Annotated in this window: 8 protein-coding genes; 5 read left to right on the top strand and 3 right to left on the bottom strand. The window is 68.9% G+C overall.

Annotated features, from left to right (window positions below):
- Positions 1–33 precede the first annotated feature (33 nt).
- On the top strand, positions 34–1,086 hold the full coding sequence (locus tag IE307_RS37205; protein ID WP_229905461.1) for a serine hydrolase domain-containing protein: 1,053 nt from the start codon (positions 34–36) through the stop codon (positions 1,084–1,086).
- On the opposite strand, the gene IE307_RS37200 is transcribed toward IE307_RS37205, so the two are convergent.
- On the bottom strand, positions 1,083–2,795 hold the full coding sequence (locus IE307_RS37200) for an NAD+ synthase (RefSeq protein WP_191304159.1): 1,713 nt from the start codon (positions 2,793–2,795) through the stop codon (positions 1,083–1,085). The genes IE307_RS37205 and IE307_RS37200 overlap by 4 nt on opposite strands.
- Before the next feature lie 29 nt (positions 2,796–2,824).
- Between IE307_RS37200 and IE307_RS37195 the strand changes: the two genes are divergently transcribed.
- On the top strand, positions 2,825–4,387 hold the full coding sequence (locus tag IE307_RS37195; RefSeq protein ID WP_191304158.1) for an alpha/beta hydrolase: 1,563 nt from the start codon (positions 2,825–2,827) through the stop codon (positions 4,385–4,387).
- Positions 4,387–5,910: an alpha/beta hydrolase gene (locus tag IE307_RS37190; RefSeq protein WP_191304157.1), complete on the top strand. Its 1,524-nt coding sequence runs from the start codon at positions 4,387–4,389 to the stop codon at positions 5,908–5,910. Before IE307_RS37195 ends, IE307_RS37190 begins: the two co-directional genes overlap by 1 nt.
- Here IE307_RS37190 and IE307_RS37185 read toward each other — a convergent pair.
- Both IE307_RS37185 and IE307_RS37180 read right to left on the bottom strand, forming a co-directional pair.
- On the bottom strand, positions 5,865–7,379 hold the full coding sequence (locus tag IE307_RS37185) for an MFS transporter (RefSeq protein ID WP_191304156.1): 1,515 nt from the start codon (positions 7,377–7,379) through the stop codon (positions 5,865–5,867). The two genes, IE307_RS37190 and IE307_RS37185, sit on opposite strands and share 46 nt — an antisense overlap.
- Positions 7,380–7,931: an LppX_LprAFG lipoprotein gene (locus tag IE307_RS37180; protein ID WP_229905460.1), complete on the bottom strand. Its 552-nt coding sequence runs from the start codon at positions 7,929–7,931 to the stop codon at positions 7,380–7,382.
- Positions 7,932–8,056: 125 nt separating this feature from the next.
- Between IE307_RS37180 and IE307_RS37175 the strand changes: the two genes are divergently transcribed.
- Positions 8,057–9,400 carry a glutamine synthetase family protein gene (locus IE307_RS37175; protein ID WP_191304154.1) on the top strand — a complete coding sequence of 448 codons (1,344 nt, stop codon included), beginning with the start codon at positions 8,057–8,059 and terminating at the stop codon, positions 9,398–9,400.
- Positions 9,401–9,409: 9 nt separating this feature from the next.
- Positions 9,410–12,949 carry an FkbM family methyltransferase gene (locus IE307_RS37170; protein ID WP_191304153.1) on the top strand — a complete coding sequence of 1,180 codons (3,540 nt, stop codon included), beginning with the start codon at positions 9,410–9,412 and terminating at the stop codon, positions 12,947–12,949.
- The last annotated feature ends 399 nt before the right edge of the window (positions 12,950–13,348 follow it).

Below are 13,348 nucleotides of genomic sequence, written 5' to 3'. Positions count from 1 at the left end.
ATCGTGTGCCACGACATCCACGGAGGGGGAGACATGAACCTGACAGCAGCGGCACTGGCGATCGCGGTGGGCATGACCGGAGCGGGGCCGGGCGCGGACCAGATGCGCGAGGCCGTGCACCGCATCGTCGACGAGGGCCACGCGCCGGCGGCGATGATGTCCGTCCAGCGCCACAACGCGGAACGCTCTTACAATGCCGGAGCCACACCGGCGAACGCGCACGTGAGAATAGGCAGCAACACCAAGGCGTTCGTGGCCGTGGTCGTGCTCCAGCTCGTGGCCGAGGGCAGGATCGACCTCGACGGCAGGCTGCCGGACCCGAAGCTGGGCGGCGTCACCGTTCGCCAGCTGCTGCAACACACCAGCGGCCTGCCCGAGTACACCGACGGCATCGGGCTCGACCGCCCGGACCAGGTCCGCCACCGCTACCTGAGCCCGCACGACCTGCTGGACGCGGCACTGGCCAAGCCCGCCCAGTTCCCGCCCGGCGCGGGTTTCCGCTACACCAACACCAACTACGTCGCCCTGGGCCTTCTCGTGCAAAAGGTGACCGGCCGCCCGATCCAGGAGGAAGTCTCCACACGGGTGATCAAGCGGTTGAAGCTCAAAGACACCTACTGGCCGACCCAAGGCGACGAAGGTCTGCGGCAGCCGTACGCACGAGGCGTGCACCTGGAAAACGAGAGCGACCCGAAGTCGAAGGTCATCGACGTGACCACCATGGACCCGTCCTGGGCGTGGGCCGCGGGCCAGTTGATCTCGACGCCGAAGGACCTGGCTGCCTTCTACCGCGGCCTGCTGGCAGGGAACCTGCTCCCATCCGCGCAACTCGCGCAGATGCGCACCACCGTTGAAACCGGCGCACCAGGCACCCGCTACGGACTGGGCCTGTTCAGCACCGAACTGACCTGCGGCGTCACCATGTGGGGCCACAACGGCGGCTTCCACGGCTACTACTCGCTGGGCGGCGCCACCGACACGGGGCGGGCGGCGGCGGTCGTGCAGACCGCGCTGCCCGGCGTGCTCGGCGACCCGGCCCAGGCCGAGGCGCGCGTGAGGGAGGCCCAGGACAGGGCCCTCTGCTAGCCCTCGCGCCACCCGTTGGTGATCGGCAGGCGGCGGTCCCGGCCGAAGGCCTTGTTCGAGATCTTGGTGCCCGGCGGGTACTGGCGGCGCTTGTACTCGGCCTTGTCGACCATCCGCAGCACCCGGTCGACCAGGGCCGGGTCGTGGCCCGCGGCCAGCAGGTCGTCGTACCCGCGGTCGCAGTGGACGTAGTCGTCCAGCAGGGCGTCGAGGATCTCGTAGTCCGGCAGCGAGTCGGTGTCGACCTGTCCGGGGCGCAGTTCGGCCGACGGGGGCTTGGAGATCGAGTTCTCCGGGATGGGCGGGGTCTCGCCGCGCTTCTCCGCCTCGGCGTTGCGCCACCGGGCGAGGTCCCAGACCAGGGTCTTCAGCACGTCCTTGATCGGGGCGTAGCCGCCGACCGCGTCGCCGTAGATGGTCGAGTAGCCCACGGCGAGCTCGGACTTGTTGCCCGTCGCCAGGACCAGGTGGCCGTGCTGGTTCGACAACGCCATCAGCAGCATGCCGCGGCACCGGGCCTGGATGTTCTCCTCGGCGAGGCCGGTCAGCTTGAGCTGGGAGACGTACACGTCGACCATCTCGCCGATCGGCTCGGTGGTGAAGTGCAGGCCGGTGCGCTCGGCCATGTCGGAGGCGTCCGAACGCGAGTGCTCGGACGAGTAGGAGGACGGCATCGAGACGCCGTAGACCGAGTCGGCGCCGAGGGCGTCCACGGCCAGAGAGGCCACCACGGCCGAGTCGATGCCACCGGACAGACCGAGCACCACGGACCGGAAGCCGTTCTTGTGCACGTAGTCGCGCAGGCCGGTGACGAGCGCGTGCCACACCTCTGCCTCATCGGACAGCGGCTCGAACACGCGCGGCGCGGGCAACGGCTCGTAGGCCGGCACGGCGTCGGAGAGGGACACGCGGCGCACGTAGAAGTCGCCGATCTGGCCCTGCTCGTACTCGCGGCCGCCGGGGAGGTCGAAGTCGACGAACATCAGGTGCTCGACGAACTGCGGCGCCCGCCCCACCAACCGGCCTTCGGCGGACACGACGAGCGAGTCGCCGTCGAACACCAGCTCGTCCTGGCCGCCGACCAGGTTGCAGTAGGCGAGGGGCGCGTGGGCCTCGGCGGCGCGACGGGCGACGAGCGGCAGCCGCTGGTCGTCCTTGTTGCGCTCGTACGGCGAGGCGTTGGGCGAGACCACGACGTCGACGCCGGCGTCACCGAGCGCGGTGATCGGGCCGCCGTCCTGCCACAGGTCCTCGCAGATCACCATGCCGACCTCGACGCCGTTGATCCGCACGATGTCGAGCGACGACCCCGGCTTGAAGTAGCGGCGTTCGTCGAACACGCCGTAGTTCGGCAGGTGGTGCTTGCTCTGCCGCGCGACGATCCGGCCGCCGTGCAGGACGGCGGCGGCGTTGCGGGGGCCTGCGGAGTCGTGCTCCAGGTACCCGACGACGGCGGCGACGTCACCGAGGCCGGCGGCGTCGAGCGAACCGGCCAGGGCCTCCAGCGCCTCGGCGGACGCGCGGGCGAACGACGTGCGGATCGCCAGGTCCTCGACCGGGTAGCCGGTCAGCACCATCTCGGGGAACACGACGAGGTGGGCGCCGCCCTCACGGGCCTTGCGCGTCCAGTCCACGACCAGCGAAGCGTTGCCCGCGAGATCGCCGACAGTGGCGTTGACCTGGGCTAGCGCGATCCGAAGCTGCGGCATGCCCTCATCATCTCCCATACCATCGGGCTGTGGTCCGACTCTTGAGCGTGTTGCTCGTCATTCCCCTGCTCGCGTCGTGCACGTCGATCATCGACGGGACGTCCAAGCCCGGCGTCGCCTTCGAGAAGGCAGGCCCGGCGGGCGTCGTCCCCGCTGGTCTGGAGGAGTTCTACGGCCAGAAGCTCGGCTGGGAGAACTGCGCTCCTTACGCCACCACGGGCTCCAGCAGGGACGCGTACGGCACCAAGCGCGACGTTGAGTGCACCCGCCTGAGGGTTCCCCTCGACTACAGCAAACCAACCGGCGACACGATCACGATCGGCGTGCTCCGCCACAAGGCCACCGGGCAAAAGATCGGCTCGTTGCTGACCAACCCCGGCGGCCCCGGCGCGTCCGGCATGGCGTCGGCCGCGGGCATGGTCTCGACCTACCGCAAGACCGACCTCGCGGAGCGGTTCGACCTCATCGGGTTCGACCCGAGGGGCATCGGCGCGAGCGAACCGGCGGTCTCCTGCCTCACCGGACCGGAGCGCGACGCGGAGCGTTTGGACCTCGACACGGACACGAGTCCGGCCGGAATCGCCCAAACGGAGCAAGAGAACAGGGCGTATGCCGAGAAGTGTGCCGCCGGTACAAAATTCGGTGCATCAATGCTCGCCAATTTGGGCACGCGGGACGTAGTTAAGGACATGGATGTCCTCCGCTCTGCGCTCGGCGACGCGAAGCTGAGCTACGTCGGGTACTCGTACGGCACCCGGATAGGCACTGAGTACGCCGAGACCTTCCCCCAGAACGTGCGCGCACTGATCCTCGACGGCGCAGTCGACCCCACCCAGGACCAGCTCGCGTCGCTGGTCGCCCAGGCCGCCGGCTTCCAGAAGGCCTTCGACGAGTTCGTGAAGTGGTGCCGTGAGAAGAAGGACTGCCCGCTGGACGGCGATGCCAACGCGAGCTTCCGGCAGCTCACCACACCGCTGATCCAGAAGCCGATCGACGTCGGCGCCCGCAAGCTGTCCTACAACGACGCCATCACCGCGGCGATCCAGGCGATGTACTCGGAGCAGCTGTGGCCGATCCTGCTCAACGGCCTCCAGGAGCTCAAGAGCGGCAAGGGCACCACGCTGCTGCGTCTGGCCGACGCGTACTTCGACCGCGACGACCAGGGCCAGTACTCGACCATCACGGACGCGTTCAACGCCGTGCACTGCGTCGACGACGCACGGCTGACGGACAAGAACGCGCTGTTGGAGACGCAGAAGAAGTACAAGGAGGCGGCGCCGTTCCTCGACGACGGCAACCCGGCGGGCGCGGCACTCGACTCGTGCGCGTTCTGGCCCGCCCCCGTCACCGCCCGCACCGGCCCGCCCAAGGCCGACGGCATCCCGCCGCTGCTGGTCATCTCCACGACCGGTGACCCGGCCACGCCCTACGAGGCGGGCGTGAACCTGGCCAAAGCGCTCAACTCGCGGCTGCTGACGTTCGAGGGCGTCCAGCACACGGTCTTCCTGCAGGGTGACCAGTGCGTGGACAGCGCGGGCGTGAAGTACCTGATCGACCAGACGTTGCCCGCTGACGGAACCCGGTGCGCCTAATGACGAAGAGGCGATCCCGAGTCACCGCGGCCTTGTTCGCCTTGATCGTTGTGCTCAGCACGTCCACGTCCTACGCGCGCATCGACGGCAACCCCGTCGCCGGCCGCAAGGGCATCGAGCGCTTCTACGCGCAGGTGTTGTCGTGGGGTGCGTGCCAGCCCTACGCGACCGATGCGAAGAGCAAGGGACTGTACGAGCGCGAGGGCATCCAATGCGCGCGATTAGCGGTCCCGCTCAACTACGAGAAGCCGGACGCGGGCACGATCACGGTCGGACTGCTGCGCAGGCCCGCCGCCGAGAAGGACCGGAGGGTCGGCTCGCTCGTGCTGAACCCCGGCGGTCCCGGCGGTTCCGGTATGTCGCACGTCGCGAACATGCAGGCGGGCAACCCGATCGGCAAGCGGTTCGACGTGGTGGGCTTCGACCCGCGCGGCGTCGGGGCGAGCCAGCCCCGCGTCCAGTGCCTGACCGACGCGGAACGCGACGCGCAACGGCTGCGGCCCAAGGGCGAGAGCGCGAACCAGACCGAGCAGGAGAACAAGTTCTTCGTCGACCGGTGCGCCGAGCGCAGCGGCATCGACCTGCTGCGCAACGTCGGCACCCGTGACGTCGTGCGCGACGTCGACGTGCTGCGGGCGGCGTTGGGGGAGAAGAAGCTCAGCTACCTCGGCTACTCCTACGGCACGCGCATCGGCACGTTGTACGCCGAGATGTTCCCCCGCAACGTGCGCGCGATGGTGCTCGACGGTGCTGTGGAGGTCGACGGGGACAAGGTGGCCGCGTCGGCACGTCAGGCGCAGGGCTTCGAGGAGTCGTTCCAGCGCTTCGCGGGCTGGTGCGCGCAGCGCGACTGTCCGATCGGGAGGGACACGGCGGCGGCGGAGTCCAAGTTCCGGCAGATGATCGAGCCGCTGAAGAAGACCCCGATGCAGGTCGGCGACCGCAAGCTGTCCCACTCGGACGCGAACACCGCCATCATCCAGGCGATGTACACGGACCGGCTGTGGGAGACCGCGCTCAAGGGCCTCCAGGAACTGCGGCAGAACAAGGGCACCACCCTGCTGCAGCTCGCCGACCAGTACCTCGGCCGCGCCCAGGACGGCACCTACAGCCGCATCCAGGACGCGTTCGTGGCCATCCGCTGCGTCGACGAACCGCCGATCAAGGACCGCGCCACCCTGGAGTCCAACCGTCGGAGGCTGTTGGAACTGCTGGGCAACGACACGATCCCCACCGACGAGACCGCGCTCGGCCCGTGCGCGTTCTGGCCGGCCCCGCACACGTCGGAACCGCATCCGCCGAACGTGAACGGACTGCCGCAGGTGCTGGTGGTGTCGACGACCGGCGACCCGGCGACGCCCTACCAGTCCGGCGTGGACCTCTCACGGGCGTTGGGCGCGCGTTTGCTGACGTACAACGGAAACCAGCACACGGCGTTCCTCGCGGGCATCGGCTGCGTGGACGGCGTGGGCACGAACTACCTGGTGGACCTGAGGTTGCCGGAAACGGACGCCGTCTGCTGACGTCTCCCGGGGAGGAAGATCGATCCCAGCGCTCCGAGCGCGCAGATCACCGCCGTGATCAGGAAGATCTCGTGGTATTCGGTGAGCAGCGCCTCGGTGAGCCCGCGCTGGTACTCGGCCATCTGACGCTGGAACTCAGCGGGTTCGACGCCGAACGGCAGCGGTGTGTTCAGGTCTGCCGTGAGCTCGCGGAACCGGTGAAGTCCCCACGCGGACAACGCCGCCACACCGACGAGCATGCCCGTCATGCGCGCGACGACGACGAACGCCGACGCCACGCCGTGACGCACGGCGGGCACCACACGCAGCACGGCACCGGACAACGGCGCGATGACCAGGCCCAGCCCGAAACCGGCGATGGCCAGGTCACGCGTGAGCACGAGCCCGCTGACGTCCGCGGGCCACTGCGCGATGAACACGTACGACACCGACGCCATCGCGAGCCCGCCGAACGACACCCAGCGGTCTCCGACGCGTGACGCGAGGAACCCACCGAGCACAGCACCGACTGGCAACGCGATCAGGAACCGCGTGAGCAGCGTCGCCGCGGACGCCGAGTCGCGCCGCAACACCGTCTGCGCGAACAACTCCACGTCGACCAGCGTCACCATCAACGCGGCACCGGCGGCCAGCGACACCCCGAGCACCGCCCAGAACGGCCGCCACTGCACGCCCTCGGGATCGATGAGCCGCACGGCACTACGGCGTTCCCACAAGAAGAAGGCACCCAGCACGACGAAAGCGGCAGCCAGCGTCGGCCAGCCCCACGACGGCAGCACCGACTCGGCGGGCGTCGGGTTGTAGAGCGCCACCACCAGCAACGACAACGCGGAAGCGAGCAGCACCCCGCCCACGACGTCGATGCGCACTTCACGCCGTGTGTTCGGCACGGTCCGCTGCACGATCACCATCGCGACGACCGCCAACGGGATGTTGACCCAGAAGATCCACCGCCAGCTCTGCGGCTCCCAGCCCTCGAACAACGGCCACGCGTTGAACAGCGACGCCACCGCGATGCCGTACAGCGTGCCGAGGACGGACCCCAGCTCCTGAGCGGCACCCACGGTCCCGAGCGCGGCCGACCGCCGGTGCTCCTCCCACAGGTCCGCGACCAGCGCCATCGTCACCGGCAGCAACGCGCCGCCGGCGAGGCCCTGCACCACGCGCCCGAGAACGAGCAGCGGCACGTCCGCGGCCAGCGCCGTGACCACCGAGCCCACCAGGAACCCGAGCAGCGAGACCTGCAGCACGAACCGCCGCCCCAGCCGGTCCGACAGCTGCCCGAGCAACGGCATGCCCGCCACGTACCCGAGCAGGTAGCCGGTGACGATCGGCGTCGCCTGCTCCAGCTCGTTCACCGCGATGCCGAGATCGCGCACCATGTCCGTGAGGACCCCGACGACGACGTACGCGTCGAGGGCGCCCAGCAGCACAGCCGCGCCGGACGCGGCGAGAGCGACTCGTCTCATTTAGGCAGGCGCCGTGACCGTGACGGGCTTGTCGAAGTCGGTGAGGCCGATGTCGACCTTCTGACCACCGGGCAGCTCGAACAGCGCGCTCTTGAGCTTGTTGTCCTTGTCGACCGAGAACGTCGACTTCACGTCCGCGGAGATGCCCGGCACCAGCCCGGCCGCCACGTCCTTCGGCACCGTCGCCTCGACCACCGACACGTCACCGGACGACTTCGTCTTCGCGTCCTTCGCCGACGACAGGACCTTGGCCACGCCCTTGTCCGGGTTCAGGATCGCGGACGGGTCGTACACCTGGCCCGCGAACGCCGCAGGCAGCTTCGTGAACCCGCCGGTCGGGCCCTTGAAGTGCAGGTTTCCACCGGTGAGCACGTACTCGATGGACAGCAGCTGCCCGCCGAACGTCACCTTGGCGTTGCCCTTGGACTCACCGGCGGACGTGAGGTCGCCGTCGGCGTCCTTCACGGGCACGTCCGGCAGCTCACCGTCGACCTTGATGGTGAAGTGCACGGTCTTGACCGACTTCATCGACTCGGCCGACTTCGAGAGCAAGGTCGCACCATCGGGGAGATCTCCCCCTGACGTGCAGCTCGTGAGCAGGGCGAGTGCGCAAACCAACAACCAACGTGCCGACATGCGTTGATCGTAGAGACTCAGTAGCCCTTAAGCTGCCGCATATGGACCGCCAGCAGGAGTTCGTGCTCCGCACGCTAGAGGAACGCGACATCCGGTTCGTCCGGCTCTGGTTCACGGACGTCCTGGGCTTCTTGAAGTCCGTGGCGGTCGCACCGGCCGAGCTCGAGGGCGCCTTCAGCGAGGGCATCGGGTTCGACGGCTCCGCGATCGAGGGCTTCGCCCGCGTCTACGAGTCGGACATGGTCGCGAAGCCGGACCCCGGCACGTTCCAGGTGCTGCCGTGGCAGACGCCGGAGGGCACCAACTACTCCGCGCGCATGTTCTGCGACATCACCATGCCGGACGGCTCCCCGTCGTGGGCCGACCCGCGCCACGTGCTGCGCCGCACGCTGTCGAAGGCCAGCGAGGCCGGCTTCACCTGCTACGTCCACCCCGAGATCGAGTTCTTCCTGCTCAAGGACCTGCCCGGCGACGGCAGCGAGCCGATCCCCGCCGACAACGGCGGGTTCTTCGACCAGACCTCGCACGAGACGGCCACGCACTTCCGCCGCCACGCCATCGAGGCGCTGGAGGCCATGGGCATCTCCGTCGAGTTCAGCCACCACGAGGGCGCGCCCGGCCAGCAGGAGATCGACCTGCGCTACGCCGACGCGCTGACCATGGCGGACAACGTCATGACGTTCCGCTACGTGGTGAAGGAGGTCGCGATCACGCAGGGCGTGCGCGCCTCGTTCATGCCCAAGCCGTTCTCGGACCAGCCCGGTTCCGGCATGCACACGCACTTCTCGTTGTTCGAGGGCGACCGCAACGCCTTCTACGACGAGGAGGACCCGTACCAGCTCTCCGACATCGGCAAGCAGTTCGTCGCGGGCATCCTCAAGCACGCGCGCGAGATCTCCGGCGTCACGAACCAGTGGGTCAACTCCTACAAGAGGCTGATCGTCGGCGGTGAAGCCCCCACGGCCGTGTGCTGGGGTCACGCGAACCGCTCCGCACTGGTGCGTGTGCCGATGTACTCGCCCGGCAAGTCGTCGTCGCGCCGCGTCGAGGTCCGTTCAGTCGACTCCGCGTGCAACCCGTACCTGGCCTATTCGGTGATCCTGGCCGCCGGCCTGCGGGGCATCGAGAAGGGCTACGAACTGCCGCCGCCCGCCGAGGACGACGTGTGGTCGCTGACGGACCGCGAGCGTCGTGCGGCGGGATACGCGAACCTGCCGCAGAACCTCGGCGAGGCGCTCACGGAGATGGAGAACTCCGAGCTGCTCCCCGAGGCCCTGGGCGAGCACGTCTACGACTTCTTCCTGCGCAACAAGCGGACGGAATGGGACGCGTACCGTCGTAGCGTCACCCCGTACGAGTTGCGCACACTTCTTCCCATGCTGTGAGGCAGGCACGTGCTCTCCGCGACTGAGGTCCCCGAGTTCCAGCCGACGATCTGCGCGTGCACGGTCGCCACGGCGGCCGAGCTGCCCGCGGTCAAGGTCCTGTCCAGCACGTTCCTCGCGGAGCACCCCGAGGGCCGGTTCGTCGCGCTGGTCGTCGACGCGCAGCCGGAGCACTCGGGGCCGGGGCTGATGACACCGGTCGACATCGGTGTCGACGAGCACGACCTGCACGTGCTCGCCACCTCGCTCGACGCCTCCGCGCTGAAGGCCGCCATGGTGCCGAAGCTGCTGGAGGCGTTGCTGCCGCAGGGCATGCCCGTGCTGTACCTCGATCCGTGGGTGCAGGTGTTCGGGTCGGTGACGAAGCTCGTGCTGGAGGCGTTGCGCAACGCACCGGTCGTGCTGCTGCCTCGCACGTTGCGGCCGTTGGCGTCCGACGGTCTGCAGCCGGGGCCCTCCGACCTGCACGACCAGGGCGCGTTCGACCCCGGTTTCATCGCCGTGGGCAAGGGCGCCGAGCCCTATCTGACCTCTTTGGACATGCCGGCGATCGTGCCCCACCACGTCGTGCGTGACGCACGGGTCGGTTTGTCGGTGTGGAACGTGGCGGACCGCCCGTTGCACCGCACCGAGTCCGGCTCTCTCGCCGTGGTCGGCCAGGACCTGCTGACGGTGCACTTCCGCGGGTTCGACCCGCGTCGCCCTTGGCTGCTGTCGGCCGAGTTCGCCGAACGTCCCCGTGTGCTGCTCTCGGAACACCCGGAGCTCGCTGAGCTCTGCCAGTCCTATCGCGCCGAGCTGGTGCGCAACGGCTGGTCCGTGGCACCCGTGCCGTACCGGTTCGACGCCCTGATCGACGGGACGTCCATCCCGTCCGAGCTGCGCGCCGACTACCTCGCCTCCGTGCCGACCCCGCCGCCCGCGTTCGGTGAGGACGGTGGCGGCGGGTTCCTCATCTGGGCGTGCGAGCCGACCGAGAACGGCGGCACGCGGTGGGCCGACGCGGTCTGGCGTGCCGACAGGTCGCTGCGACAGCAGTTCCCCGCGCCCTTCGGGGCGGACGCCGACGCGTGGCGCGAGTGGTGTGCCGGGGTCGGCGTCGGGTCCGGCCGGTTGCCCGCGCCCGCCGTGCCGCAGCCCCGGTCCGAAGGCCCGGCGCTGCTCGACCAGCTCGGTGTGTCCGTCGTGGGTTCGGGGCCGGTGGCGGAGCTGATGCTCGCCGCCGCGCGCGCGTCCGGTCTGCCGGTGTCGGCCAGTGCGGGTTATCCCGTCGTGGTGCGCGCTTCTTCTTCTGACGAGGTGCCTCCCGGCCGGTTCGTCGTCGAGGTCGCGCTGGACGCCACGGCCGCGGACGACCGCACGGGCGTGAATGAACTATGGCTTTCTTCGGACGTGTCGCGTGCTGCCGCCGAACGCGTCGGCGGTCCTGTCGTGCGTGTGGTGCCTGTGCCCGTGCACGACGTGGGTGCCCGTGAGCACGAGACCGGTGAAGTGGTGGTGTTCGCGGCGATCGCGGACCACGACCTCGACAGGCCCGGCAACGTGCTGGGTGCGGTGTCGGCGTTCCTGACCGCCTTCCCGGACCGGACGGACGTCGAGCTGCGCATCGCCGTGTCGGGTGCGTTCGAGCACCCGGAGGCGGCCGAGCGGTTGCGCCTCGCCACTGCCTCTGACCAGCGGATCTCGTTGGTCGACGACCTCGACGTGGCCACTGTCGCCGACGCCGTGGTGTCGTTGCACCGCGGAGGAGCGGACGACCGGATTGCGTTGCGCCTGGCCGAACTGGCCGTGCGGGGAGTCCCCGTCGTCGCGTCCGATCACGGCGCCGTTGCCGAGCTGTTCGGCAAGACGGCGGTTCTCGTGCCGTGTCACCAGGGCGCCGAACCCGACGTGCAGGCCGCCGCGAAATTGCTGCGTTCATTGGCCGATGACCTGCCCACGGCAGAAGCGCTCGGTGCGGCCGCACGAGAGCACGTGCTGTCGGTGCGGTCGGTCGCACGGGTGGCCGAGGTTCTCCGCGAACGCGTCGAGCACTCGTACCGGGGGTGGCGGGCACGCCGGCCGAAGCCGAAGGCCGAGGTCGACCCGATGCTCGCCCTGCAGTCGGCCAAGCACGCTTTACTGCGGCAGCCGACCGTGGACGGCCCGAGCCGGACGCCGATGGCACCCGCGCTGCGCAAGGTCGTGCTCCGCGCGCTGGACCACTACGACAACCACATGCGCCAGGTGCTGACCACCCTGATCGACGGGGTCGAGCGCACGGTGTCCGAGCTGGTCAACCGGCAGGACGCGATGAAGGCCGGCATCGGCGCCGGCGAGCTCGAGCTGCTGCGCGCCGAGGTCGAGCAGGTCGCGGCGCGGCAGTCGCACTTCGCCGACCAGCTCATCGGCGTGGACGACGGCGTCGTGCGCGTGCGCGCGGACATGGCCGGTCAGGGCCGCAGGCAGCGCGACGTCGAGGACGCGGTCGTCGCCGAGGCGGCCAAGCGCGCGAAGTCCGACGAGGTGCTCGCCGAGCGGATCGACAAGCTGACCGTGGCGCTCGACCGGACGCTGGACAGGATCGACTCGCTCGAGTCCAAGGTCGTCGAGGTGTTCCGCGAGCGCGACGTGCGTCTCGACGCTGCTCTTCGCACCGCTCACCAGGCACAACAGACCGCGGACGCGTTGCGTCGCGTGGTGGTTCGTCAGCACGAGGGCGCAGGTGACGCGCCCGCCGTGCGTTCGTCGTTGGTGTTGTGCGACGCGGGAATGATGCGGCTGCCTTCAGACGACGCGTTCATGCTTCCGCTGTTGTCGTCCAACGGCGTGTGGGAGCCCGACCTCGCGGAACTGCTCGACTCCGTGCTGGAACCGGACGGGATCTTCCTCGACGTCGGCGCGTACGTCGGCTACCACTCGATTCGCGTGTTGTCGCGCCTCGGGTTGATGGGCGCTGTCGTCGCCGTCGAACCGGACGCGTCCGCCGCGGCGCTTCTGCGGCACAACGTCTCGGCGAACCTCCCCGCCGCCGTCGCCTCCCGGCTGACCGTGGTCGAGGGCGCGGCTTGGGAGAGCGCGGGCGAGCTCGCGGCTTCGCCGACGTTGACCGGCGGTGTGTCGGTTTCGCCGCTCGCCGAGGACGCCGGCGAGGACGTGGCCCGAGTTCGGGCGGTTCGCCTGGACAAGGCACTCGAAGAGATCGCACTTGTGCAGGGGATGAAGCTTTCCGTCGTGCGGGTCGACACGCCTGGACGCGGGCATCGCGCTCTCGCGGGACTCGTCCGGTTGTTGCGTCGCGACAGGCCGCACGTGTTCCTCGAGTTCTCCGCGACCGCGACGGCCGATCTCGGTGACGATCCGGTGACGGTGCTCAAGGAGTTCGGCGTCTGGGGCTACGACCTGGTGCCCGTGGCGACCCGTCAGCCCGCCCCGCCGGACCAGATCGTGCGGGCGATGGAGGGACTTCGTTCCATCACCCTGTGGCTGCGACCGCGTCCGGTCGGGGCCAAGTCGGCTGCTCCCGCGCCCTCCGTGCCGATCAAGCAGCCCGCTGACCAGGCGATTTGACTTTGATCCTCCCCGTGAGTAACTTTCTCCAAGTCGCAAGCGAGACCCCGGAACGAGCGGTTGACACCGCGGATCGGGCCGGGTAAAGTCTCACGGCGTCAAACCCCCAGAAGTAAATAAGCGGCCTAACGTGCTGTCCGGGATCTGAAAATGACCCCGATTTGACACCTGGAAAGCCGCTCAGATAACTTCTGAACCAAGCCAAAAACTGAATGCGAAGCGAGTTTGCGCGGAGCTGAAGAAGCCGAAACGGCCGATTTGACAAAGCGAAAACGAACTGGCTAAGCTTTCAACACAAGCCCCGAGAGAAAGCCTCCGGAAACGGAGACTGGAACCGGTGAGCGCGTGTTCTTTGAGAACTCAACAGCGTGCCGAAACACAGCCAGTAATATATGAATT

The sequence above is a fragment of the Lentzea cavernae genome (assembly GCF_014653695.1).
Classification (GTDB): domain Bacteria; phylum Actinomycetota; class Actinomycetes; order Mycobacteriales; family Pseudonocardiaceae; genus Lentzea; species Lentzea cavernae.
The sequence above is the reverse complement of the archived record's forward strand: the minus strand, read 5'-3'. Positions and strand labels throughout refer to the sequence as shown.

Bases quoted from the DNA above. Each gene is read 5' to 3' on its own strand.
- IE307_RS37205 (WP_229905461.1), top strand. From the start codon at position 34: ATGAACCTGACAGCAGCGGCACTGGCGATCGCGGTGGGCATGACCGGA.
- IE307_RS37200 (WP_191304159.1), bottom strand. From the start codon at position 2,795: ATGCCGCAGCTTCGGATCGCGCTAGCCCAGGTCAACGCCACTGTCGGC.
- IE307_RS37190 (WP_191304157.1), top strand. From the start codon at position 4,387: ATGACGAAGAGGCGATCCCGAGTCACCGCGGCCTTGTTCGCCTTGATC.
- IE307_RS37185 (WP_191304156.1), bottom strand. From the start codon at position 7,379: ATGAGACGAGTCGCTCTCGCCGCGTCCGGCGCGGCTGTGCTGCTGGGC.
- IE307_RS37175 (WP_191304154.1), top strand. From the start codon at position 8,057: ATGGACCGCCAGCAGGAGTTCGTGCTCCGCACGCTAGAGGAACGCGAC.